This is a genomic window from Clavibacter sp. B3I6 (genome assembly GCF_030816895.1).
In the GTDB taxonomy this organism is placed as follows: Bacteria; Actinomycetota; Actinomycetes; order Actinomycetales; family Microbacteriaceae; genus Clavibacter.
Genome location: NZ_JAUSYL010000001.1, coordinates 359,571 through 384,260 on the forward strand (window position 1 = coordinate 359,571; position 24,690 = coordinate 384,260).

Below are 24,690 nucleotides of genomic sequence, written 5' to 3' on the forward strand. Positions count from 1 at the left end.
CGCTCGAGGCCGTGGTCGGACTCCACGTGGGGTCGTACGACTCGGACAGCGCGATGCGGAGAGAGGATCTCGACGGCGAGGCGGGAGTGCGGAGATGACATCACGGTGGAGAGACCGCGTGAGCGCGTCGGGTGAATGCGCAGGGCGAGCATAGGTAATACCAATGCCACGATGCAACCGGGGAGCGGGTCCCCTCCCCGGGAAGCCGGAATGGAGCGGAGGAGCACGTCCTGCGTGTCGTTCTGCGGATAGGGGACCCGGTGGATCGTCACGTGCAGGACCCGGTCGCCACGACCGTCCGCTCCCCCGGATCCGATGTCGATCCGATCCCCCGCACCGTTCGCCTAGGGTGAGCGCCATGCCCGAGTCGACACCCGCCAGACGAGCGCGCTTGTCGCGCGAGGACGCGGCCAGCCGCATCACGGCCTACGTGTACGGCAACATCGTCGCCCTCGCCACGATCGCCCCCATGACCGTCGACGCCGCCGAGAGCGGTCAGGGCCTGCTGTACCTGCTCGCGACCGCGTTCTCGACCTTCCTCGCGCACACGTTCGCCGAGTCCATCGGCCGTCGGGCGAGGAGCGATCACCGACTGACCGCCGCCGCCATCCGAGCCGAGCTCCGCGACTCGATGCCCGTGCTGACCTCGAGCCTCATCCCCGCCGCCGTCCTCGCGTACGCGTCGTTCACGAGCATGCCCGGCCTGGTCGCCGAGGTCGTCGCCATCGCGTACCTCGTGATCCGCCTCGCCCTCCTGGGCCCCGTGGTCTCCCGGCTCCGTGGGGAGCGTCCGTCCCTGCGGACCTTCGTCGCCGGCATCGCGCTCGCCCTCGGGGGGATCGGCATCGCGCTGGTCAAGGCCGGCCCGCTCTCCTGACCCCGGCGGGCGTGGGAGCTCGTCCCGGCGGATGACGTGCCTGCCGGCCCTCGAGCGGTCCCGACGGGACGCTGCCACTGCTCCGTCGATCGGCGAGCAGGTCCCCTCGATCGCGGGAGGAAGGCGCGACGGAGGGCGCTCTCGTGCGAATGGCGCTGTCCTCTCCCGGGGGGATGTGCCACCCGCCGGGTCCACCCCCACCCGCACCCGCTAGCCTCAGCGCCAGCGTGCCCTCCCGACACGAGCACCCGTACCCCGCACAGCCCATTCGAGAGGCAGGCCCATGGACGCCGATCCGGTCATCCGCGTCGTCGTCGTCGACGACGAGTCGCTCGTGCGCTCCGGCATCTCGCTCGTGCTCGACTCATCCCCCCGCATCACCGTGTCGGCAGCCGTCTCGAGCGGGACCGCGATCGACACCATCCGTGAGCACGCGCCCGACGTGGTGCTCCTCGACATCCGGATGCCCGATCCCGACGGTCTGACGATCCTGCGGGACCTGATGGCCGAGCCCGCTCCGCCCGCGGTCGCCATGCTCACGACGTTCGGCCCGGATGAGACCGTCCTCGAGGCGCTGCACCGGGGCGCGTCCGGCTTCCTGCTGAAGGACACGGATCCGGAGCAGCTCGTGCGGCATGTGCTCACGCTCGCCGCCGGCGGGCTGGTCCTCGCGCCGGGGCTGCGGCCCGGGAGGCTGTTCCGCTCCCCCGACGACTCGGCTCAGGCCGCATCGGTCGCGGATCTCACGGAGCGCGAAGCCGCCGTGCTGGGGGCGCTCGCCCGCGGCCTCTCCAACGCGGAGATCGGCGCGGAGTGCGGGTTGAGGCTGGGAACCGTGAAGGAGACCGTCAGCTCGGTCATCTCCGCTCTCGGCGTGGGTTCCCGTGTGGAGGCGGCGATCGTCGCCGCTCGCGCGGGGCTGGTGCCGCGCCCGTGAGCCTCCCGCGCACGCGGGACGCGCTCGCGCACGCTGTCCGGAAGCACCCGAACGCGGTCGACGTCGCGATCGTCGCTGCCGCGGCATCCTTCTCCGTCCCGTTGCTGCTGCTCGGTCCGGATGCGCCGACCGTGCTCGCCGCCGCGACGGCGTGCCTCGGGCTGTTCCTGCGTCGGCGCCTCCCGTGGGTGTGCCTCGTCCTGACGATCCCCGCCTTCATGATCGGGGTGGCGCTGGTGCCCGTCATGATCGCGCAGCTCCAGATCGGCCTCGTCCGTCGGAGGCGATGGCACGCGTACGCCGCGAGTCTCGGGGTGGGCGTGGCCTTCGGCGCCGTCGGCGGATCCGTGACGATCGAGACCTTCCTCCAGCTGGTCATGTACGTCTCCCCGTTCACGGCCATGCCGACGATGCTCGGGGACATCCTGCGTGAGCGTCGCATCGTCGCGATGCAGTTGGAGGAGCTGCACGCGGCGCAGGCCCTCGGGCAGAGCCAGGCGGCGGAGATGGCGCTGGCGCGGGAGCGCGCCGTGCTGGCACGGGAGATGCACGACGTGGTGTCGCATCAGGTCAGCCTCATCGCCGTGCAGGCCGGCGCGCTGCAGGTCGCCTCCGAGGACCCGAAGGCGAAGGCCGTCGCACGCGTGATCCGAGGGCTCAGCACGGTCACCCTGGACGAGCTCCGGTCGATGGTCGGCGTGCTGCGCAGCACGGGAGGCACCGACCGCGTCACCGCGCCGCAGCCGACCGTCGACGACCTCCCGGCGCTCATCGCATCCAGCGGCATGGACGTCACGTGCTCCCTGGATCTGCCCGTCGGCCTCAGCCCCGCCGCGCAACGCGCCGTGTACCGGACCGTGCAGGAGGGCCTCACCAACGCCCGCAAGCACTCGACCGGCGGCGCGGTCACCGTGACCGGGTGGCACGAGGCGGATGAGGTCGTCGTCGACATCCACGCCGGCGTCGCGACCGAGCCGCTCCTCGACCTCCCGAGCGGCGGCTACGGACTCACCGGCATGCGTGAGCGGGCGCAGCTCCTCGGCGGCACGCTCACGAGCGGCACCCGCCCCGACGGCTCGCACGACCTCCGGCTCCGTCTCCCGGTCTGATCCAGGTCGCCTGAGCGCGGCGGATCGTCGGCTCCCCCGCATCGCGGCGACGAACACGGACCCGCGACATCCGGCGGACGCGCGGCACGGAGATCCGAAGCGCCTGGGCTCATCCGGAGGCGAGCGGACGACAGGGCTGTCAGTCCAGCGGACACGGGGACGTCGACGTCCCCTACCGTGCAGGTGCGTCGCCGTCGCTCGGATCGGCGCCGACCCGCCTTCCGCACGGCCCCACGTCACCCGTGGCCACGTCGACGACCAGATGGAGACCAGTCCATGCACGGGACCCGCAGCGCACGCACCCCCACGATCGTCGAGGTCGAGTCGGACGTGTTCCTCGTCCAGGGGACGCACGTCAACTGGACCATCCTCTCGGAGGGGTCGGCCATGACGCTCGTGGACACCGGGTACCCGCGGGACGGCGACGCGGTCCTCGCCAGCCTGGCGGAGGTCCGCAGGCGCACGGGCGCACGCGACCTCGAGGCCGTCCTCATCACGCACGGTCACGCCGATCACATCGGCGGCCTCGGGCGCGTCCTCGCCGCGATGCCCAACACGCCCCGCGTCCTCTGCTCGCCCCTCGAGACGGGCCACGTCCGCCGCGAGTACGTCCAGCAGGTGACGCTCGGCCAGGCACTGCGCCACGCGCACGACCCGCGTGTGCTCGGGTGGCTGCTCGCCGCGGTGCGGCACGGCGGCCTCGAGGAGGTCGGGTTCCCGGATGTCCGGGAGTTCCGTGTCGATGCCGTCGTCGACGTCCCCGGTCGGCCGGCATCCCTCGCGACCGCGGGACACACCACGGGGCACACCTCCTTCTCCGTCGAGCGCGCCGGCGTCCTGATCACGGGGGACGCGCTCATCACCGGTCACGCGACGTCGAGGGAAGCCGGCCCCCAGATGCTCCACGACATGTTCAACGCGGATGAGGACACCACCCGGTCGACGTTCGAACGGCTGGCGGCGTGGCCCCGCCCGGTCCGCTACGTCCCCGGACACGGGCCCGTGATGGCGTCCCCGCACGCCTGACCCCGAGGTCTCGACGCACGAAGGCCGGTCCGCCCCGTTCCCCGGGAGGTGTCCATACCGCTAGGGGATGCCCGTCGCGCATCCCGAGGCGATCGAGGGCCGGGCAGGGACGCGAGCATCGGGGTGCGCCGGTCGGGCATGATGCCGCGCGCACGCCTGCACCTCCGGACAGCCACCGCCGGTCGGCTGACGGGCCCAGCCGATCGGCGATCACTCCGGCGCCTCGCGAGGGACGCGTGACGTGAGGCTCCTCTCCGAGACTGGTCGAGCCCCGCCATGCCCGAGCTGGCGCATCCCGACCGCCCAGGGGGACGGTCACAGCAGCACCCGATCCTGGAGGATCCATGCACACCGTCACCCGAGCGGTAGCCGCAACGGCGCTCGCCCTCACCAGCGCCCTCTCGATCGGCTTCATCGCGGCGAGCGCCGCGCAGGCCGCTGACCGCGTGCACGTCCATGCCGTTGCGGCGGAGCCTCCGACGGTGCTGCCCGCGCCGACGCACCTCACCGGCTCGGCCGACGGCGTCGCTCCTGTGCCCGTCGAGGTCACCCGGCGCTGCACCGGCGCGACCGGACGGACCGCGTCCGGTGGTCCCGGCGCACCCGATCACACCGTCGTCGACGCCGACGAGGTGACGGAGGACCCGTCGTCCGGCACGCGCGGAGCTGCAGGCGACACCGCAGCGGCGGAGCGGGTGCACGTCGGCGGCGCCGGCACGTGGTCGATGCTCGCCGGATCCCCCGGTGCTGCGACCTCCACGGATCCCTCGGGTCGACGCGGCGCCGAGTACCACGTGGTCGAGCCGGAGGACGTCGGCTCGCTCTTCGCGTCGGTGCGATGCGCCAGGGCCGTTCCCCTCCGCTGACCGCAAGGGAGGTGTCGCGAACCGAGGGGCTCCACCCCGGTGCGATCTCCCTCGCTTCGCGCCGGCACGACGACGTCGGTCGACGCACGCGCACGACACGTGGCCGTCGGCGCACGCATCACGCACAGGAGACGAAGGGTCCCATGTCACATCGATCCGCCCGCCCTCTCGCGGACACCACGACCCCGACCCCGGTCGTCGGACCGCGGCGGGAGCCGACCCGACACCCCGGCCTCGACGCCCTGCGCGCGGTCGCGCTGACCGCCGTGATCCTCTTCCACGTCGCCCCGACGGCAGTGCCCGGCGGCTACGCAGGTGTCGACGTGTTCTTCGTCATCAGCGGCTTCCTCATCACCGATCTGATGCTGCGGGAGCACGAGGCTTCCGGCACGGTCCGGCTCGGCATGTTCGCAGCCCGGCGTGCCCGGCGGCTCATCCCGGCCGCGATGGTCCTGGTGCTGGTCGCCACGTCGTGCGCCGTCGTCCTCGGCGGCGACGTGCTGGTGGGCTTGCCCGCCCAGCTGCTGGGCATGGCGCTCTTCGTGACGAACTGGCAGATGCTGCTCGGAGGCGTCGACTACTTCCACCATGCCGGCTCGGGCCTCTTCGACAACTTCTGGTCCCTCGCGATCGAGGAGCAGTTCTACGTGGTCTGGCCTCTGGTGCTGGTGCTCCTCGTGCTGGCCGGACGGACGGTACGGGCCGGATGCCTCTGGGCGGCGGGGGCGCTCGCCGCAGCGGTCCCCCTCGTCCTCTCGTCGATGGGGATGCCGGACGCCGCCTACCTCGCCACCCCCTCCCACGCGTTCGGGTTGCTGGCAGGCGCGGCCCTCGCCGCATCGCTGCGGCAGCGGCAGCGGCAGATCCTGCCGGCGGCGGGAGCGGCTCGCGCCCGGTGCGCCTGGGTGGTCACGGGGTGCATCTCGCTGGTGGGCTTCGGCTGGCTGGTCGTGTCGCCCGTCGCCGCCGAGCCGTCCGCGCGTGCCGCGGTGACCGTCCTCGGCGCCGCCCTCGGCTCGACCATGGTGCTGGTCTGCGTGCGGTCGGGTGGGCGCCTCCTGGCGCACGTCGACGAGGGTCCCCTCGGGTGGGTCGGCCGACGCTCGTACGGGCTCTACCTCTGGCATCTGCCCATGGTCGTCCTCGCCGCGAGCGCCGTCCGTGGGGGCGACGCGTGGCAGGCAGCCACAGGCACGCTGGCCGCGATCGTGGTGTCCGTCGTCGCCGCGGCAGCGAGCTACAGGTGGGTGGAGCTCCCCGTGATGCGTCGGGGGTTCCGGCTGACGCTGCAGCGCCCCGCTGTCGCCATGCTCGCGGTCGTCCTGGTGATCGGCCTGGGGGCGTCGACCGCCGCCGCGGTCCATGCCGATCCCGGTCGGACCGAGGCGCAACGACTCGTCGAGGAGGGCAGCGCGGGACTCGGTCCCCGCGGCCACGGCGGCACGACGACCCCGACGACGCCCGGACCGGGTGGCGGCGTGCAGCTCGCACCACGACCCTCACCCGTCGTGACGCCGCAGGCGGACGCTCCTGCGACCGAGGCCCCCACCGCGCAGCCGGACCTGCCGTCGGGCGGAGTGGACGGCGCGTCCGTGGTCGCGGTCGGCGACTCGGTCATGCTCGCGTCCGGCGCAGCCCTCCAGCAGGCGTTCCCCGGCATCGCCATCGACGCGGCCGTGAGCCGCCAGCTCCCCCACGCTGCGGCGTTGATCCGCCGCCTCCTCGCGGACCGGCCTGCGGCGAGGGTGGTGATCATCGCGCTGGGCACGAACGGCGTCGGCACCAGCAGCGACCTCGCCGAGGCGATCGACGCCGCCGGGACCCGGGAGGTCGTCCTCGTGGACGTGGCGGGTCCGATGTCCTGGACGTCGAGCGTCAACGAGATGGTGCACGACGCCGCGCGAGATCGCCCGAACGTCCGTGTGGCCGGATGGCGGGCGGAGGCCATGGCGCATCCCGGCCTCCTGGCGCGGGACGGCATCCACCCAGGGCGTCGCGCTGCCGACCTGTACGCGTCGGCGATCGGCCGGGCGATCGACTCCTTCCGATGATCGACGGGCCGGGACGACGCGAGCTCCGTCACGGGGAGCGGAGCACCGTCGCCGGCGCGAGCGCTGCGAGGAGCGAGGGCCGTCTCCCGAGGGCCCCTGAGGGTTCCTCTCCCGCGCGGCCGCCGCGAGCGCCTACGCTGTTCTACAGATGATGGAATCAGGGACGCTGGGCATGGCCGGACGTGGGGCGCGCGTAGTGCGCGGCACCGTCACGGCCGCCTTCGCGATCCTGGTCGCCACGCTGTCCCACCTGGCCGGTGGCGGCCACGCACCCGGCGCCGTCGGGCTGGTCCTCGCCGCGGCGCTCGCCGTCCCCACGTGCGTCCTGCTCGCGGGACGGACCGTCTCCGCCGTCCGCCTGTCGGTGGCGGTGGCCTGCAGCCAGGCCGTGATGCACCTGCTCTTCTCCGTCGGGACCCCGACGTCGACGACCATGCAGGTCGTCGGAGGACACCACGGCCATGGCGGTCACCTGACGACCACCGGCCCTGCCGCGCCCGAGCTGTCGGGCATGGCGGAGATGCACGCGGGCTCCTCCATGTGGGTGGCGCACGCTCTCGCCGCCGTCGTCACGATCGTCGCGCTCCGGTTCGGCGAGCGGGCCTTCTGGGACCTCCTCGCCCTCGCACGCACGAGCGTGGCGATCGCGTTCCGCGCCGTCGCGCTCGTGATCGCTCCTCGCGTCGAGCTGCGTCACCGGATCGCCCGCGTGGTCCGGATGGAGATCCGCGACCTCGGCGTGTGCGTCGCCGCCTCCCCGCATCGCGGGCCGCCGGCCACCGCCTGACCCGACCTCCTCGCCCGGAGCGCTCCGCCGCGCCCGGACGCCGCGTCGCGCCTCTGAGCGCGCCATGCGACTCCCGCGTCCCCTGACGCGCCCCCACCGATCCGCGCCCTCGGCCGCGCTCGGACCCTCCGTGCTGCTCGCGCGGCACCCACCCCAGGACGTCCATCCGTGCCCTCGCACTCCCCCCTGCCCTCCGTCGATCCCGAGACCCACGCAGACGATCCCGTCTTCGAGCAACGGACCCTGTCCCTCCCCCGCATCCGCTCACGCGACGTCCTGCTGTGGGGATCCCTGCCGCTCGCGGTCGCCGTGATGCTGCTCGCCGCCGCCTTCACCGGCGCGACGGCCCGGACGCTGCTGGTCTACCCCGGCGACTTCGTCACCTACGCCCTGCCCACCGCGCGCGTGGTCCACGACGCCGCCGCCTCGTCCACGATCGGCCTGCTCGTGGTGGCCGCGTTCGCGCTCCCGGGGCAGAGGAGGCACCCCGGCATGGCGGGCTTCGCGCAGTGGACGGCGACCCGATGGGCCTTCCGCGCCGCCGCCGTGTGGCTGGCCGCCAGCATCGCCGTGCTCGCGCTCTCGGGCGCCAACGTCATCGGGGTCCCCCTCACCTCCCCCACTTTCCGCGGCCAGTTCGGCTACTTCGCGCTCCAGCTCGAGCTCGGTCAGACGCTCCTCGCGTCGCTGATCTGCGTCGCGATCGCCTTCGGCGTGAGCGCGTGGACGCGGCGCACGTCGGGGATCGGCATCGCGGCCGGCGCGGCCCTGGCATCGCTGCTCCCCCTGTCGCTGTCCGGTCACGCCGCCGGGACGTACGAGCACGCGAACGCCGTGAACAGCCTCGGGATCCACCTCCTCGGCGTCACCGTCTGGGCCGGAGGGCTGGTCGCCGTCATCCTCTGCCAGGGCCTCGCGAAGAGCGCGCTGCCGACGGTCGTCGGCCGCTACTCGATGCTCGCCGGCTGGTCGTTCGCCGCCGTCGCGCTGTCGGGGATCGTCAACGCGTCCCTGCGGATCGGGACGCCCCTGGATCTCGTCACCACCGCCTACGGGGCGCTGCTGCTGGTGAAGACGGCGCTGCTCGTCGTGCTCGGTCTCGCCGGCTTCGCGCACCGCCGCATCGTGATCCCCGGCCTCGTCCGGGACGCGACCCGCCGCACCGCGTTCATCCGGCTCGCCGTCGGGGAGGTCGTGGTCATGTCCGTCGCCATGGGGATCTCCGTCGCCCTGTCCCGCAGCGAGCCGCCCGTGCCGCAGACGACGATCGCGGACGTCGACCCGCTGGCGTCGCTCATCGGCTTCACGTTCCCCGACCCCGTGACCCCGCTGCGGATGCTCACCGCCTTCCACCCGGACTTCCTGTTCCTCAGCGTCGCCGCGGTGATGGCCGGCCTCTACCTGGCCGGCGCGGCGCGCCTGCGCCGCCGGGGCGATGCGTGGTCCGCGGCTCGTACGGTCCCGTGGCTGCTCGGCTGCGCGATGCTCGTCTACGCCACCAGCGGCGGGCCCGGCGTGTACGGGGCCGTGCACTTCAGCACGCACATGGTCCAGCACATGCTGCTGATGATGTACGTGCCGCCGCTGCTCGTGCTCGGCGCGCCCGTGCTCCTCATCCTGCGGGTGCTGCCCGCGCGGCAGGACGGCAGCCGCGGCGTCCGCGAGTGGGTGCTCGCCGCCACGCACTCCCGGTACGCGCAGGTGGTGACGCACCCGGTCGTCGCCGCGGTCGTGTTCGCGGGGAGCCTCGTCGCGTTCTACTACACGCCCTGGTTCGCGTGGTCCCTCTCCACCCACCAGGGGCACATGATCATGAGCGTCCACTTCCTGATCAGCGGGTACCTGTTCTTCTTCGTCCTCATCGGCGTCGACCCGGGACCCCGCCGCCCGGCGCACCCGATCCGGCTGATGCTCCTGCTCGCCACGATGGCGTTCCACGCGTTCTTCGGCCTCGCGATCATGTCCGGCACCGAGATCCTCGCCCTCGACTGGTGGCACCAGCTGGGGCTCGAGCCCGACGCGCAGCTCCTCGCCGACCAGGCCGTCGGCGGCGGCATCGCCTGGGGTGCCGGCGAGCTGCCCGTGGTCCTGGTCGCCCTCATGGTGGTGCGCCAGTGGTCCACCTCCGAGACCCGCGCCGCGAAGCGCTACGACCGGGCGGCGGCACGCGACGGCGACGCCGAGCTCCGCGCCTACAACGCCCGCCTGTCCGCCCTCGACGAGCGCACCCACGACCCCAGGAGGACCCCGTGACGCCGATCAGCCGCGCCCACCCCCGCCGTCGGCGTCCACGGACGCCGCGCGCCGCCCGCGCGCTGGTGCCGGCCGTGCTGCTGGCGATCGCCGCCGCCGTCGGCCCCGCGCTCGCCGCGTCGGCGCACGACAGCATCATCGCCACCACCCCGGCTGACGGCGCCCACGTCGACACCGCTCCCGCACGGGTGTCGATGGTCTACACCGACAGCCTCATCGAGGTCGGCGCAGCCGTCGCCGTGGTCGATGAGGACGGCACGGATTGGGCGGACGGACCCGTCACCCTGACCGGCCCCGACGCCGTCCAGCCCCTGCGCGCCGGCATGCCCGACGGGACGTACGAGGTCCGGTGGCGCGTCGTCTCCCGCGACGGGCACCCCATCGCCGGCGCCTACGGGTTCACCGTCGGCGACGCGGACCCCGCCGCTCCAGCCGACGACGCCGCGAGAGGCGATGCCGCCGGGAGAGGCGATGCCGCCGCGGCCGCCGACGCCGCCGCGGCGACGCGGGGCCCGGAGCCGACAGCCGCGACGGGCTCCGCGTCCGCCGCACCGGCCGGCGACGACACCGCCGGCGGCTCCGCCGGCCGCACCGTCGGCATCGGCGCGCTCGGTGCGCTCGTCGGCATCGGTGCGTACGTCGCCGTCACCCGGTACCGCGGCCGCCGCCGCACCACCTGAGCCACCCCGATCCACCCCCACAGAAGGAGAAGCACGATGCGCACCACGACACTCACGACCACCCTCACGACGAGCGCGATCCTCGTCCTCGCCCTGAGCGCCTGCGGCAGCCCTGCCGAGGACGCCGGCGCCGCACCCACCGCGGCACCGTCCGCCGTCGGCGCGGTGACGGCGACCGAGCTCGAGGTCGACGACGCGTGGGTCACCTCCGCCGAGACCGGCATGGCCGCGGCCTTCGGCACGATCAGGAACGACTCCGCCGAGGACATCACCATCGTCTCCGCCGCATCCCCCGCGTCGCCCATGATGGAGCTGCACGAGACCGTCGCGGACGACGCCGGGGAGATGGTCATGCGGCCCCGGGACGGCGGCTTCACCGTCCCCGCCGGCGGCTCCCTGGAGCTCGCCCCCGGCGCGGACCACCTCATGCTGATGGGCCTCACCTCGCCCCTCGTCGCGGGCGACGACATCGAGGTCACCCTCACCCTCGCCGACGGCTCCGCGTACGACTTCCGCGCCCCCGTGAAGGACTTCTCCGGCGCGAACGAGACCTACGAGGGCGATGGCGGCATGGACATGGACCGGTGATGCCCGACGACGCGCGGGTCCCCGCCGGTCGCGGCGTCAGCCGGCGGCACCTCCTCCTCGGAGGTGCGGCCGGCACCCTCGGCGCGGCCGGGGCGGTCGGCATCGACCTCCTCCGCCGCGCACCGGACGCACCGGCCACCACCCCCGCCGCCGCGGTGGCGGGTGCCGAGACCGTCCCCTTCCACGGGATCCACCAGGCCGGCATCGAGACGGCACCGCAGGCTCACGCGGCCTACCACGCCCTGGACCTGCGGGCGGAGACGGACGGGCCCGCCCTGCGGCGGATGATGCGGATCCTCACCGACGACGCCCGACGACTCAGCCAGGGGACGAGCGCCCTCGCGGACTCCGAACCGGAGCTCGCGACGGTCCCGGCGCGCCTCACCGTCACCTTCGGCTTCGGTCCGGAGCTGGTCGCCCGGGGCGCCGGGGAGGAGGCGGTCCCGTCGTGGCTGCGCCCTCTCCCGGCGTTCTCCGTCGACCGGCTCGATCCCGCCTACGGCGACGGCGACCTGCTGCTGCACGTCGCCGCCGACGACCCCCTCACCGTCGCGCACGCGAGCCGCATGCTGCTGAAGGACACCCGCTCGTTCGCGACGCTCCGCTGGACCCAGACGGGGTTCCGGCGAGCGGCAGGATCGGAGAGGCCCGGCACCACCATGAGGAACCTGTTCGGGCAGGTCGACGGGACCGTCAACCTGTCCCCCGGCACCCCCGACTTCGAACGGCTCGTCTGGCGCGAGACCGGCCCGTCGTGGATGGCCGGCGGCACCGGATGCGTGCTGCAGCGCATCGCGATGGACCTCGACGAGTGGGACCAGCTCGACCGGTCCGGCCGCGAGCAGTCCGTCGGACGCACCCTGTCCACCGGGGCCCCGCTCACCGGTGCGCACGAGACCGACGAAGCCGACCTCACCGCCACCACCGCGATCGGGTTCCCCGTCATCCCCGAGTTCTCGCACATGCGTCGGGCCCGCTCCGACGACCCCGACGAGCGCATCTTCCGGCGTGGGTACAACTACGACGACGCCCCCGCACCGGGTGGCAGCGTCTCCGACTCCGGCCTGCTCTTCGTCTCCTACCAAGCCGACGTCGACACGCAGTTCGTGCCCCTGCAGCGACGGCTCGACGAGCTCGACCTGCTCAACAGGTGGGTCACCCCCGTCGGCTCCGCCGTGTTCGCCATCCCGCCCGGATGCGGACCCGACGGCTACGTCGGCGACACCCTCCTGTGAGCGCCGCCGCCGGTCAGCGGATGGTGCTGACCCACGCGGTCGTCGCCATCGCGATCCGGACGCCGTCCCCGGCGCGGATCCCCTCCTACCTCCCCCTCCCCTGACAGACCTCTCGAAAGGACCCCACCATGAGCAAGAAGACCTCCGCCGACCGTGATCGCATCCGTGAGATCCGGGAGAAGGCCAACGCCCAGCGCCGCCTCGAGGAGGTGAGGCACAGGCGCCGACGCCTGCTCACGCAGCTCGGCGTCGCCGTCGCCGTCGTGGTCCTCATCGCGGGCATCTGGGGAGGCACCTCGCTGCTGCGCGATCGAGCTGCCGCGGGCAGCAGGCCCCCGTCGGCGGACGCCGTGGTGGATCTGGCCAGCGGCGGCCGAGCGCAGGTCACGGCCGAGGCGGACGGCGTCTCCATCGGAGCGCCCGACGCTCCGGTGACCCTCGACCTCTACGAGGACTACTCCTGCCCGCACTGCGCGGAGTACGAGGTCGCCGCCGGCCCCCTCCTTGACCGCCTCGCCGCATCCGGGCAGGTCCGGGTGGTCCACCACCCGATGCAGATCGTCACCAACTACGGCCGCGCCGCCGGCAGCACCGCCGCCTGCGTCCTCCAGCACGACGCCGCCGCCTGGCCGGGCGTGCATTCCGCCCTGTTCGAGAACCACTCCGCGGCGACCGACTCCTGGACGGGCGCGGACTTCTCCTCCTGGCTCCCCTCCGAGGGCGTCACCGACCAGGACGCCCTGACCTGCACCGACAAGGGCGCCTACGCCGGTTGGATCAGCAGCAACACCGAGAGCGCGGCCGAGGCAGGGGTCACGAGCACCCCCACGCTGCTCATCGACGGGCAGAAGACCCCGACCGTCGGGGGCCAGGACCTCGTCGACGCGCTCACGGCCGCCGGCGCGACGCTGCCGACCGGGATCGCCGCCGGGTAGGTGCCCGCCCGGCACGCCTCGCTGCGTGTCGCTCACCGATGGCCGGCCGGCAGCCACGGGAGGAGCGCCTGCCGGGACCCCGGCGCCGTCGGTGACGGATGGTCGGACATCCGCGATCGGCGGCGTCGGTGGCGACCCGGGAGCGGTCGCGAGTGCGGTGGCGACGAGGACGGCGGTCTGCGGCGCGCAGGAGCGGATCCCTGTCCCTCGCCGGACTGCCCTGTTGACAGCGGCTGACCCTCCCCCTAGGTTTTCGAAAACGCACTGTTACCGTTAACAGACTTCGAGGGCAGCCCGACCGGCGCCTTTGGAGTCGCCCCGATCCGCCGGAGGGTCGGCCACGACGCCGTGGCCGGCCCGGAGGACCACACCGCGCCTGCGTGATCAACGCGCGCGAGCTGCACCACCGTCACCGCGGCACTGGCACGTCGCCAGCGCGCCGCGGGGCGATCGACACGAGATCGAAGGAGCTCTCCTTGTCACCGACCCGCACGACCACCTTCCTGGCGCTGATGTGCGCCCTGCTCACCCTGACCGGCGTCATCGCGGCTCCGGCACCGCGGGCGACCGCCATCGGCGAGGCAGACGTTCACGAACCCGCTCATCGCGGACGGCGCCGACCCCACCATCGAGTTCCACGACGGCAACTACTACGCGGTCGTCACCACGTGGGACAACCGCGTGGTGATGCGCAAGGCGCCGACCCTCGAGGGGCTGAAGACCGCCGCGCCCACCACCGTCTTCTCCGACACCACGCCCGGCCGCAACGCCAACATGTGGGCGCCCGAGCTCAAGCGGATCACCGGCCCGAACGGTCCGCGCTGGTACCTGATGTACACCATGGGGACCGCGGGCGACTTCGGCCGACAGCACCTGCAGGTCATCGAGAGCAGCGGCGACGACCCGATGGGCCCGTACACCTACAAGGGCCGCCCGATCCCGACCGACGACTGGAACATCGACGGCTCCTACCTCGAGCTGAACGGCGAGCTCTACGTGACCTGGTCCGCGTTCACCCCGGAGCCGAACCGGCTGCAGAGCAACTTCATCGCCCGGATGTCGGACCCGTGGACGGCGACCGGACCGCTGAACGTCCTGTCGCAGCCGACCGCGGCATGGGAGCGCATCGGCGAACCGGTCAACGAGGGACCCGTCCCGCTGCAGAAGGACGGGAGGACGTGGATCGTCTTCTCGGCCAGCTTCTGCGGCACCGAGGACTACCAGCTCGGGACCCTCCGCTACACCGGAGGCGACCCCGTGCTCGCCTCGTCCTGGAACAAGAGCGCCGGACCCGTCTTCTCCAAGGGCAACGGCGTCTTCGGGCCCGGGCACAACGACTTCTTCACGTCGCCGGACGGCACGCAGACCTGGAACCTGTACCACGGCAACGCCCGCGCGAACGGCGGCTGCGCTCGTGAACGATCCGCACGCGCGCAGCAGGTGACGTGGGATGCGAACGGCGAGCCGGTCTTCGGCACCCCGACCAGCACCGGCACGCCCATCGCGGTGCCGTCCGGGGAGCGCGGGCCTCTCACCGCGGCCGTGGAGGGCGCGTCCTTCGAGGTCGTGAACCGCAACAGCGGCCTCTGCCTGACCGTGGCGGGCGGCTCGAGCGCCGACGGCGGCGACGTCGTCCAGGGCGCCTGCTCGAACGGTGCGAGGAGCGCCTCCAGCTGGATCCTCGATCCGACGGCCGACGGCCACCACCGGTTCGTGAACGCCTCGACCAGCAAGGTCCTCGACTCGGCGAGCTGCGGGACCGCCGACGGCACCGACGCCCGGCAGTGGGCGTGGCTGGCGAACGCCTGCCAGCAGTGGCAGCCGACGCCCACCGGCGACGGCGGCTACCTGACGATCGCGAACCGCGCCAACGGCAAGGTGCTCGACGTCGCGAACTGCACCACCGCGGTCGGGGGCGATGTCCGGCAGTGGCGCTCCCTCGGCAACGCCTGCCAGCAGTGGTCGATCCGCCCCGTCGGCCCCAGCACGGTCACGAGCGTCTCCAGCGGCAAGTCCTTCGACCTGCCCGGCTGCACGACCGCGGCCGGAGCCGTGCTGCAGCAGCACGCCTACCTCGGCTCGCCCTGCCAGGGCTACTCCTTCACCGCCACCACGGCCGGCGCCGTGCAGATCCGGCCCGGGTCCGCTCCGTCGCTCTGCCTGGGAGTGAGCGGCGGGTCCACGGCCGAGGGGGCTGCCATCACGCAGGGCACCTGCGGCCCCGCCGCGGCATGGCGGATCCTGCCGCTCCCCGATGGCGCGATGCGCTTCGTCTCCGCGCTCACGGGCAAGTCGCTCGACCTCGACGGCTGCTCGACGGCCGACGGGGCGGAGCTCCAGCAGTACTCCACGCTCGACAACCCCTGCCAGCGATTCCGGATCGCGCGATGACGCGCGACCACGCACGACGAGAGGACCAGGTCATGACCGAGATCACCGACGAGATGCGCTTCGAGGCGCTCCTGAGCCGCCGCACCCTCCTGCTCGGAGCCGCGGGCGGCGTCGCCCTGGCGGGGGCCGCGGCCGCTGCCGGTCCCGGAGCGCTGCGCGCCGACGCCGCCGGACTCGCGCTGACGAATCCGCTCATCCGGCAGCGGGCCGACCCGCACATCCAGCGGGCATCGGACGGGACGTACCACTTCACCGCCTCGGTGCCCGAGTACGACCGCATCGTGCTCCGCTCCTCCCCCACGCTCGCCGGACTCGCCACGGCGGCCGAGCGCACGCTGTGGACGCGGCCCGCGTCGGGGACGATGGGGGGCTTCATCTGGGCGCCCGAGATCCACCTCGTCGACGGCGTCTGGCACATCTACTTCGCCGCGGGCGACTCCGGTGCGCCGTTCCGCGTGCGTCCCTACGTGCTGCGCGCGGACGGACCCGACCCCATGACGGCGCGTTGGAGCGTGCTGGGGCGGATCTACACCGCATGGGACACCTTCTCCCTCGACGCGACGACGTTCGTGCACGGCGGCACGCGCTACCTCGCCTGGGCCCAGGGCGAGCCGGGCGTGGACACCGGGTCCAACATCTACATCTCGGCGATGTCCGGTCCGGCGACGCTCACCGGCCCGCAGACGCGGATCGCGGTGCCGACCGCACCCTGGGAGACGATCGGCTTCAAGGTGAACGAGGGCCCGTCGGCTCTCGTGCGCAACGGGCGCGTGTTCCTCTCGTTCTCCGCCAGCGCCACGGATGCGAACTACTGCATGGGCCTGCTCACCGCAGCTGCGGGTGCCGACCTCCTGGCCGCGTCGTCCTGGACCAAGTCCCCCGGGCCGGTGATGGTCTCGAACGAGACGACGCAGCAGTACGGACCCGGCCACAACTGCTTCACCACGGCCGAGGACGGCAGCGACATGCTCGTCTACCATGCGCGGCAGTACCGGGACATCCAGGGCGACCCCCTGTTCGACCCGAACCGGCACGCACGGATCCAGGCGCTGCACTACCGGACGGACGGGACGCCGGACTTCGGGATCCCCGTGCCGGACGGGACCCCTCCGGTGCGGTTGAGGTCGGCGAACTTCGCCACCCGCTACCTGCGGCACCAGGACTTCCGCGCACGCATCGACCCGGATGTCGCCCCGCTCGAGGACTCCCAGTTCCGGCTCGTCGCCGGGCCCGCCGGAGCGGGGACCGTCGCACTGGAGGCCATCGGCTTCCCGGGGCGCCACCTCGTCGAGTCGGCGGGCGCGGTGGTGCTGTCGGCACCCGACGGCCGAGCGGACTTCGCTGCGCGCGCGTCCTTCCGGCAGCGCGCGGGCCTGTCCGGAGGCGGGTCGTCGTCCTTCGAGTCGGTCGCGCGACCCGGAGCGTTCCTGCGCCATCGGGGCTTCACCGCGTTCGTGGAGCCGGTGACGGGCGCCCTCGGAGCAGCGGACGCGTCCTTCGCGATCGTCTGAGCCGGGGCACCGGCCCCCTCCGCCAGGCGGCGGGGGCCGGTGCCGCGTGCGGGCCGTCCGGACCGGGCGCCGTCGGACCGCGCGAGCTAGGCGCGGAGCCCCAGTGCGGCCACGAGCTGCTCCACGCGCGCCCGCCCGGCCGCGTCCAGCCCGCGGACCGGCCGCGGCAGGCAGTCGGGGGCGACCAGCCCGAGGTGCTCGGCGATCGCGGCGACGACGCGGTAGCTGCCCCCGGACTCGGCGAACAGGTCCCACAGCGGCTGCAGCCGCGCCGACTCCGCGGACGCTGCGGCGTGGTCGCCGTCCAGGGCCGCGCGGGTGATGCTGACTGCAAGCTCGGGCAGCGTGCCGCCGATGACCGAGTACCACGCGTCGCAGCCGGCGATCAGCCCCGTCGCCGCGGAGGCGTCGCCCGACACCCCGATCGTGACGGAGGCCGGCACGCGGTCCCGGAGGGCCCGCACACGCGCGGCGGCCTCGTCCGGATCCGCGGGGACGCCGGGGATCTTGATCGACGCGACGTGGGGCAGCTGCGCGATGCATGCGTGGAGGTCGTCGGTGAAGGTCACGTGCGTCGTGCCGGGGTTGTCGTAGACGACCAGCGGCACGGACAGCTCCGCGGTCACGTCCTCGAACAGGCCGAGCACCTCGTCGTCGGACAGGGCCTGGTAGGTCACGGGGGCCAGCAGGACGGCACTCGCGCCCGCCTGCTGGGCGTCCTCGGCGAGCGCGAGGACCTGGGAGGTGCGGAGCGCCCCGATGCCGACGATCACCGGGGTCTCCCCCGCGTGGTCCACGGCAGCGGTCGCGACCCGGCGGCGCTCCTCGCGATCGAGGTACATGTACGAGCCGGTGGACCCGAGCGCGGTGATCGAGTCGACGCCGGCGGCGGCGGCACGCTCGACGAGCCCCGCGAACGCGACCGCGTCGAGTGCGCCGTCGCGCAGCGGCGTCAGGGGGAAGGCGCTGAGACCCGTGAGCATGGGGACGTCCGATCTGGTCGAGGGGGATCACCGCCTGGGCGGGGCCGTACCGGATCAGGGTCCGTCAAGCGGGGCAGTGCACTTGGGTGCGAGGGCCCGAGCGATCGATGTCGTGATCCGGCATGGGCTTCCCGCACATCGGGCACAGCAGTGACCGCGGCACCGGTGCCGGGTCGTCCGTGTACGGCCCGAGGGGCGGCGCACCCAGGTACGGCCGCAGCCGCTGGTTGAACCTCTCGACGGCCGCACCGAAGCCGCGCTCGCGTGGCTGCCCGTCCCTGTCCCTGGTACCGCGTGTCATAGTATTCAGTGTACGCGGTAAACGCCCGGGGATGACCGGCGGACGGACGCAGGAAGCGGGACATGAGATGAGCGCGGATCCCCTGACCCTCGACAACCAGGTGTGCTTCGCGGCCGTCCTGGCGGCGCGGACCGTCGTCTCGCTCTACCGGCCGATCCTCGAGCCGCTCGGGCTCACGCATCCGCAGTACCTCGTCATGCTCGCGCTCTGGGAGCGCGACGGCCGGTCGATCTCCGACCTCGGTGGGGCCCTCCAGCTCGAGCCGGCCACGCTGACGCCCCTCCTGAAGCGCCTCGAGGCCGCCGGGCTGGTGCGACGCGCGCGCAGCGACGAGGACGAGCGCGTCGTGCGCGTGACCCTCACCGACACCGGGCGCGCGCTGCGCGAGCAGGCCGAGCACGTGCCGGGCCGGATCGCCGCCCGCACCGGGATGTCGATCGCCGAGCTCACGCAGCTCCGCGACACCCTGCACGCCTTCGTCGACCGCATCGGGGCCGCCCCTGCGGGGAGCGTCACGATCTAAGGCGGGGCGGGCGGCCGCGATCGCGCTGTCTCGGGGATGTCCGGTGATGGTCGGGTCGCTGTCGCGGCCCGCGCGGATGCCCTTCCCCGCCGCGGCGCTGGTCGTGCTCCCCCCTCCGTCCCAGGCGGCGTCAGTCGGAGAGCCGGTGCCCACCGGCCGTGCTCTGGCGCCGCTGGCGGATCACCAGCCAGGCGCCGACCGCGAGGAGGAGGGCGATGGCGACGGCCACGGTGACGATGAGCGGCGTGGGGCTCACGGCGACGGGTACGGGTGCCGCGGTGCCCGGACGATCGGGGAAGGTGATCTCGGCCGTGTCCGTCTCGCTGACCAGGCCGCCGTGCAGCTCCAGGGTCGCTGTCCAGGGACCCACCGCCACGTCGTCCGCGATGTCGACTCGGACGTCGCCTGTCGCTCCGGGAGCGAGCGTCGTGCCATCGGACACCGGGTACGGGCCCGCGCTGAGCGCACCCGTGACGGAGGCGAGGGTCAGGGAACCGGCGAGGTCGAGGGCGCGGCCTCCGGTGTTCTCCACGCTGGCCGTGACGGTCGCGGAGCCGTCCTCGTCGCGCCCGGCGGTGATGCTCGAGATCGCGAACCGGCTCGGGGGCGGGTTGTCGCCGCCCACGGAGAGGTAGACGCGGATGCCGGTCCGGGCCACGAGCGCGACGTTCCCGCCGCTCGCGCCGCCCACCTCGGCCCAGATGACGCCGTAGTGCTCCTCGGGGGCGGCGTCCTCGGGGACGGAGATGGTCACGGTGTCGAGCACGGCGCCGCCGGGAGGGACGGTCACGGTGGGCGCGCTGAGCGACGTCCACGTGGTGAGCGTGTTCTCGCCCCTGCCCGCTGATGCGACGAAGGCGTCGTCCTCGATGGCCGCGGCGGCACCGTAGACGGCCACCGTCAGGGCCCCGCCGGTGGTGTTCGAGATCTCGACGCGCCGCTCGATCGAGATGCCCGGCTGCAGGTGGTCGACCACGTACTCGCGGGTGCGGGGGTCATCCGCCGTCGCGGCCGGGATGTCCACGAGACGGATCCCGACGGAGCCGGCCGGCTGCTCCGCCGTTCCCGGGGCCGGTGCAGGGCGTGCGGACGCCGGCGTCGCCGTGGGGACGACGAGGAGCGCGGCGAGGACGGCGACGAGGAGGATCGGGAGGGCACGGTCCGCGCGCGCACCAGCGCCGCGGGTCGGCTCGGATCGGGCCGCCGCGGGCTGGTGCGGCACGCTCAGTTGACCGAGTGCGTCAGGATCGTCGAGTACGTGCCCGCCAGCGTGCCGGCCGGGATGCCGAGGGAGATGGTGGGAGACCAGCTGGCGGAGTTGGCGCCCGCGACGTTGGTCGCGGTCTGCACGGCGCCTCCCGGGTAGAGGCCGGCCAGGTCGCTCGGGGCGACCGTCACGACGCCGACGGTGTTCGCCTCGGGCGCGTCGTAGCCGCTGGTGGTGGCGCCGTTGACGCTGATGTTCTGCGGGCCGGTGAAGTCGTTCGCCGACGCGGAGACGGTCCATCCCGCGTTCCCCCCGCGGTAGTCGCTGACCGTGACGAGGCCGAGGGCCGCGGAGACCGTCTGGGCGGACGAGCTCTCGTTGACGGAGCCCAGGGACACCGTCGCGGCGGGCACGGTGATCGACAGCGCGCCGCCGACCACCTCGACCGAGACGGGGGTGCCGCCGTCCGTGGCCGCCGCGGCGGGGTTGGCGATGCCGAGGACGAGGAGCAGCGTCGCGGCCGTTCCGGCGATGGGGAGGATGTGGGTGCGCATGGGGACTCTCTCTGAAGCGTCGTGGAGCGTCTCGGCAGGCGATCGCCGCCGATCGTGCGATCGTCCCCGCGGGTGGATCTTCACCGACGTTCAGGGATCCGAGGCGCCTGGCCCCGATCTGGGCACCGCCCCCCGGGGGTGCCCACCACTTCCGCATGCGCACGACGTCGAAGACGTCGCATCGCGCTGATGCTACCGCTCCGCTCACCCCCCATGCGATGTCCGGCGGGTGGCGACCAGCGGAAGCGTCGGTGCCGCCGCGACCCGTCTCGCCACGATGCGGTCTGCTCGGTCGCATCGGTCGCATCCGTCGTGACGGGGGATGCGACGAGGGCGGCACCAGCTGTCGCGGCGATCGCCCGTCCGGCCACCGCATGCGGGTCGCCGGCACCTGTCCGCCTCCGGATCTTCGGCTGGCGTCCATGACGCGGCCTCCCGCCGACACGCAGCCGGGTGCGACCCTGGGCCATGGTGACGCGACTCCGGACCCTCGTCGTCGGCCTCGTGGCGGTCGGCCTGCTCGGCGGCGGTCTGCTCCTGCTCGGCTGGACGATCGACGAGACGCGCTTCGCGCGGCCGGATGCCGGCTTCGATCGGCTGACGTCGCGCATGGAGGCGCTGCCGGGCGTCGACGTGCAGCACTCCGAGCGCTGGGTCGAGGCGCCCATGTTCCTGCACCCGGACTCCTGGATCGAGCTCGAGGTCGACGCGGCAGGGCTCCCCGGGATGCTCGCCGCCGTCTGCGAGGCCGACCACCCGGATGACGTCGCGTGGTCGCTCGTGGTCGACGCCGGCGCGGGCACCACCGTCACCGTCCACGATGCGGTCCCCGCGGCGGGCGACGCGAGCGGATCACGGTGCCTCGATCCCGGCGTCGACGTCGTGCGCCTCGCCGACGCGGCCCGGCGCCTCGACCTGCAGCCGAGCATCGGGGAGGACGGCGTGCTCGCGCTCGCGTCCCTCGACCCCGGGATCGGCGACGTCGCCGACATGCTGCCCCTCGTGGCGCACGCCGACGACCTGCGGGACGCCGCCGGGCTCGCCGCGGAACGACCCGTGGTGCTCGACTCGATGACGATCGGGGTCACCATCGGGCCCGACGAGCACGATCGATGGCTCGCCCTGCTGGACGGCCTCATCACCGAGCACGGGGTCGCGAGCCTCTCCGCCGACGACGGCAGCGCGCAGATGGACGGCATCGCGAAGGTGCAGGTCGTCGCACCCGACGAGGCGCACGACGCCGTCCGGGCCCGGATCCGGGCGTCGGGCCTGGCCGTCGCTGGGTACCCCGTCCGGTTCCTCCCGTCCGACGAGCCGGACGTCCCCGGCGAGCAGCCCGCACCGGAGGACGCCCGAGGCGGATCGCGGCGACCTGCCGTGGGCCCATGACAGGCGACGGGACGCGCCGTGCGGCGGTCGATCCGACGGGCAGGGCGTCGACGGCGCTGGCCGCCGTGCTCGTGCTCGCATCCGCCGCGCTCCAGCACCAGGCGGCGCTCGAGCGCTGGCCCGACGACGGGCGCCTCCGCGGCGGCCACTCCCTCCAGAGCCACCTCTTCGACTACACGTTCCCGGCGGACCCGTGGGAGAGCCTGGGCGTCGCCGCGGAGCTGATCGGGATCGGCTACCTGCTGCTCGCGTTCGCGCTCCCGCTCGCCTTCGCCGACGCGCGGAGCCGAGGCCACCGGGGAGTCGTCCCGGCGGTCGTCGGGGCTGCCGGCTCCTTCGGGTACCTGGGAGCGCACGCGCTCGTGTCCGGGCTGATCGACGCGCCGACGGTCCTGCAGTCGACCCTCGTGGCGGCGGTGCCGGGACTCGTCGCGCCGGCCAGCCTGATCGCGCTCGTCCTCCTCCACGCCCGGTCCCGGCCCGCGACCGCCGCCGCCTGCGCGTTCCTCCTCGGCGCGACCCTGCCGGGTCACTCGGTCGCGATGTTCCTCGTGGCGCCCGCGATCGTCGGCTACGCGTCCTTCGACACCACGCCGTGGACCGAGTCCGTCGTCGCGGCGTCGACGGCCCTGGCCGGGGTGATGCTCCTGGTGGCGGCCGCGACGCGAGGGCGCGCGGGCGGGCGGGGCCGCGCACCGGCTCCGGAACGTCCGGCCGCGGGGCACGGACGCGTGGCGCACGTGGACGGACGACCCGGGAGGCCGACCGGCTGAGGGACCCCCGCCGCGGGCGACGTCCGTCGGCGGAGGCGGGACCGGACCGGACCGGACCGGACCGGACGGGCCGGTCCCGAGCCCGATGGCGCGTCCCGGGCGAGGTGGGCGGAGGACGGGATCGATGCGGGAGCGGCCGCTGCCCGGATCACGCGGACGCGCGCGGGACTCCCGGTGCCCGCAGCAGGGTCGCGAGCCAGGCGACCAGCGTCGCGGGGATGAGGAGCTCGGTGAGCGAGGGGCGATCCACGACGGCGACGCCGTCGATGAGCCAGGTGCACGTGCGTCCGAGGGGGAACCAGCTCCATCCCGCCTCGCCGAACACCGATCCCCCGGGCGAGAGCTCGCAGCCGACCGTGTCGCCGAGCAGCAGCTGCTCGGCGACCACCGACCCGATCCACGCGAACGCCAGCACGGACCAGGGCAGGAAGCGGAGGCGGGGATCTCGGACGGCGCGCATGCTCCCAGCCTCCCGATGCCTCCTCGCGGACGCGTCCTCCGCGGTGATGATCCGTCCGGTGTCCCCGTGCCTCCCCGCTCCCCGGCGCCAGGCTGCGGCCGTCGTCGAGGGGAGGCCTGCGCTCCGTCCGCGGCTACCCGATGGACGCGACCGCGGCCTCGACCCGGGCGGCGATCGCGGCGGACAGGGGCGCGGAGCCGACCTGCTCGGCGGCGAGCCGCTGGCCCTCGGCGCTGGTCACGTAGCCGAGGTACGCCCGGACGAGGTCGGCGACGGCAGGATCCTCGTACTCCTGGCAGGCGATCAGGTAGCTGACGAGGACGATCGGGTACACGCCCGCGGTCTCCGTCGTGTAGTCGAGGTCGATCGCGATGTCGTTCTCCGCGCGGCCCTCGGCCTCGGGCGAGGCCTCGACGACCGCCGCGGCCGCCTCCGGGGAGTAGCCGACGAACTCGTCGCCGACCCGGATCCTCGCGACGCCCAGGTCGCCGGCCTTGGAGGCGTCCGCGTAGCCGATGGTGTTCGCCCCGCCCCGGACGGCCTCGACGACGCCCGAGGTCTGCGCCGCGGCCTCGCCGCCCTCGTAGGGCCACGTGTCGGCCGGCTCCGCGTCCCAGACGCTCGCGGCGGCGGTGTTCAGGTACTTCGCGAAGTTCTCGGTGGTGCCCGACTTGTCGGAGCGGTGCACGGCGGTGATGCCGGCGTCGGGCATCGGGGTGTCGGGATTCAGGGCGACGATGGCCGGATCGTCCCACCTCGTGATCGTGCCCCGGAAGATGGCCGCGGCGGTGGCGGCGTCGAGGTCGAGCTCGTCGACGCCGTCGATCTGGAAGATCATCGCGATCGGGGAGATGTAGGCCGGCACGCCGATGGGCTGGGCGCCGTCAGCGCACTGGCCGAAGGTGCCCGCGAGCTCCTCCGTCGTGAAGGCCCGGTCGGAGCCGGCGAACATGGCGTTCGGCCCACCGGCGATGAACGCCTCGCGACCGGCGCCCGACCCGTCGGGCGAGTAGAGGACGGTCACGTCGGGGTTCGCGGTCTGGAAGGCGGCGATCCACGACTCCTGGGCGGAGCTCTGCGACGAGGCGCCGATCCCGTTGAGCGAGCCGGACAGGGTCGACGCGCTGGCGCCGTCGCTGTCGGCGGGAGCGGGGCCCTCGTTGGCGGCGCAGGAGGAGAGGGTCAGGGCGACGACGGCGGCGAGGGCCGCGGCGCCGGAGAGGCGGGTGCTGTTCACGGGGAGCCTTTCGGGAG

Annotated in this window: 22 protein-coding genes and 1 pseudogene; 18 read left to right on the forward strand and 5 right to left on the reverse strand. The window is 73.7% G+C overall.

Translation table 11 applies throughout. From position 1 onward, the window contains the following. Positions 1-358 precede the first annotated feature (358 nt). The 15 genes and pseudogenes from QFZ62_RS01700 (at position 359) to QFZ62_RS01770 (ending at position 17,246) form a co-directional block, all read left to right on the forward strand. Positions 359-877, forward strand: a complete 519-nt coding sequence (locus QFZ62_RS01700; RefSeq protein WP_307501031.1) for a hypothetical protein — start codon at positions 359-361, stop codon at positions 875-877. Between the two features lie 283 nt (positions 878-1,160). Then, on the forward strand, positions 1,161-1,814 hold the full coding sequence (locus QFZ62_RS01705; protein WP_307501032.1) for a response regulator transcription factor: 654 nt from the start codon (positions 1,161-1,163) through the stop codon (positions 1,812-1,814). Next, entirely contained in the window at positions 1,811-2,923 is a 1,113-nt protein-coding gene (locus tag QFZ62_RS01710) for a sensor histidine kinase (RefSeq protein WP_307501033.1), read from the forward strand. The genes QFZ62_RS01705 and QFZ62_RS01710 overlap by 4 nt, the downstream gene beginning before the upstream one ends. 276 nt (positions 2,924-3,199) lie before the next feature. Then, positions 3,200-3,949, forward strand: a complete 750-nt coding sequence (locus tag QFZ62_RS01715; RefSeq protein WP_307501034.1) for an MBL fold metallo-hydrolase — start codon at positions 3,200-3,202, stop codon at positions 3,947-3,949. Between the two features lie 344 nt (positions 3,950-4,293). After that, complete coding sequence (locus QFZ62_RS01720) at positions 4,294-4,815, forward strand: hypothetical protein (protein ID WP_307501035.1); 522 nt, start codon at positions 4,294-4,296, stop codon at positions 4,813-4,815. A gap of 143 nt (positions 4,816-4,958) precedes the next feature. Further along, positions 4,959-6,866 carry an acyltransferase family protein gene (locus tag QFZ62_RS01725; protein ID WP_307501036.1) on the forward strand — a complete coding sequence of 636 codons (1,908 nt, stop codon included), beginning with the start codon at positions 4,959-4,961 and terminating at the stop codon, positions 6,864-6,866. A 196-nt stretch (positions 6,867-7,062) separates the two neighbouring features. Beyond that, positions 7,063-7,653, forward strand: coding sequence for a hypothetical protein (locus tag QFZ62_RS01730; protein ID WP_307501037.1), 591 nt, complete (start codon positions 7,063-7,065; stop codon positions 7,651-7,653). Between the two features lie 168 nt (positions 7,654-7,821). Next, a complete protein-coding gene (locus tag QFZ62_RS01735; RefSeq protein ID WP_307501038.1) occupies positions 7,822-9,906 on the forward strand; it encodes a cytochrome c oxidase assembly protein in 2,085 nt (694 codons plus the stop codon). Continuing rightward, positions 9,903-10,586 carry a copper resistance CopC family protein gene (locus QFZ62_RS01740; RefSeq protein WP_307501039.1) on the forward strand — a complete coding sequence of 228 codons (684 nt, stop codon included), beginning with the start codon at positions 9,903-9,905 and terminating at the stop codon, positions 10,584-10,586. Before QFZ62_RS01735 ends, QFZ62_RS01740 begins: the two co-directional genes overlap by 4 nt. Positions 10,587-10,622: 36 nt before the next feature. After that, positions 10,623-11,174: a copper chaperone PCu(A)C gene (locus tag QFZ62_RS01745; protein ID WP_307501040.1), complete on the forward strand. Its 552-nt coding sequence runs from the start codon at positions 10,623-10,625 to the stop codon at positions 11,172-11,174. Beyond that, positions 11,174-12,409 (forward strand): Dyp-type peroxidase, encoded by a 1,236-nt coding sequence (locus tag QFZ62_RS01750; RefSeq protein WP_307501041.1) that lies wholly within the window; start codon positions 11,174-11,176, stop codon positions 12,407-12,409. Before QFZ62_RS01745 ends, QFZ62_RS01750 begins: the two co-directional genes overlap by 1 nt. Positions 12,410-12,537: 128 nt before the next feature. Further along, positions 12,538-13,344, forward strand: coding sequence for a thioredoxin domain-containing protein (locus QFZ62_RS01755; protein ID WP_307501042.1), 807 nt, complete (start codon positions 12,538-12,540; stop codon positions 13,342-13,344). A 600-nt stretch (positions 13,345-13,944) separates the two neighbouring features. Beyond that, positions 13,945-14,799: pseudogene (locus QFZ62_RS01760) on the forward strand (family 43 glycosylhydrolase); the annotation flags it as partial. Positions 14,800-14,886: 87 nt separating this feature from the next. Next, complete coding sequence (locus QFZ62_RS01765; protein ID WP_307507654.1) at positions 14,887-15,735, forward strand: RICIN domain-containing protein; 849 nt, start codon at positions 14,887-14,889, stop codon at positions 15,733-15,735. Positions 15,736-15,767: 32 nt separating this feature from the next. Further along, positions 15,768-17,246, forward strand: coding sequence for a family 43 glycosylhydrolase (locus QFZ62_RS01770; protein WP_307501043.1), 1,479 nt, complete (start codon positions 15,768-15,770; stop codon positions 17,244-17,246). An 86-nt stretch (positions 17,247-17,332) separates the two neighbouring features. Here QFZ62_RS01770 and QFZ62_RS01775 read toward each other — a convergent pair whose 3' ends face one another. Then, entirely contained in the window at positions 17,333-18,229 is an 897-nt protein-coding gene (locus QFZ62_RS01775; RefSeq protein ID WP_307501044.1) for a dihydrodipicolinate synthase family protein, read from the reverse strand. 368 nt (positions 18,230-18,597) lie between these two features. Here QFZ62_RS01775 and QFZ62_RS01780 point away from each other — a divergent pair, with 368 nt between their 5' ends. Further along, on the forward strand, positions 18,598-19,053 hold the full coding sequence (locus QFZ62_RS01780) for a MarR family winged helix-turn-helix transcriptional regulator (protein ID WP_307501045.1): 456 nt from the start codon (positions 18,598-18,600) through the stop codon (positions 19,051-19,053). A gap of 130 nt (positions 19,054-19,183) precedes the next feature. Here the strand turns inward: QFZ62_RS01780 and QFZ62_RS01785 are convergent, their stop codons facing one another. Both QFZ62_RS01785 and QFZ62_RS01790 read right to left on the reverse strand, forming a co-directional pair. After that, positions 19,184-20,275 (reverse strand): hypothetical protein, encoded by a 1,092-nt coding sequence (locus tag QFZ62_RS01785; protein WP_307501046.1) that lies wholly within the window; start codon positions 20,273-20,275, stop codon positions 19,184-19,186. A 2-nt stretch (positions 20,276-20,277) separates the two neighbouring features. After that, complete coding sequence (locus QFZ62_RS01790) at positions 20,278-20,814, reverse strand: WxL domain-containing protein (RefSeq protein ID WP_307501047.1); 537 nt, start codon at positions 20,812-20,814, stop codon at positions 20,278-20,280. A gap of 468 nt (positions 20,815-21,282) precedes the next feature. Between QFZ62_RS01790 and QFZ62_RS01795 the strand changes: the two genes are divergently transcribed. Both QFZ62_RS01795 and QFZ62_RS01800 read left to right on the forward strand, forming a co-directional pair. After that, positions 21,283-22,203 carry a hypothetical protein gene (locus QFZ62_RS01795; protein WP_307501048.1) on the forward strand — a complete coding sequence of 307 codons (921 nt, stop codon included), beginning with the start codon at positions 21,283-21,285 and terminating at the stop codon, positions 22,201-22,203. After that, a complete protein-coding gene (locus QFZ62_RS01800; RefSeq protein ID WP_307501049.1) occupies positions 22,200-22,976 on the forward strand; it encodes a hypothetical protein in 777 nt (258 codons plus the stop codon). The genes QFZ62_RS01795 and QFZ62_RS01800 overlap by 4 nt, the downstream gene beginning before the upstream one ends. A 148-nt stretch (positions 22,977-23,124) precedes the next feature. Here the strand turns inward: QFZ62_RS01800 and QFZ62_RS01805 are convergent, their stop codons facing one another. Next, positions 23,125-23,436, reverse strand: a complete 312-nt coding sequence (locus QFZ62_RS01805; RefSeq protein ID WP_307501050.1) for a hypothetical protein — start codon at positions 23,434-23,436, stop codon at positions 23,125-23,127. A gap of 133 nt (positions 23,437-23,569) precedes the next feature. Continuing rightward, positions 23,570-24,673, reverse strand: a complete 1,104-nt coding sequence (locus tag QFZ62_RS01810; RefSeq protein ID WP_307501051.1) for a phosphate ABC transporter substrate-binding protein PstS — start codon at positions 24,671-24,673, stop codon at positions 23,570-23,572. Positions 24,674-24,690: the final 17 nt, after the last annotated feature.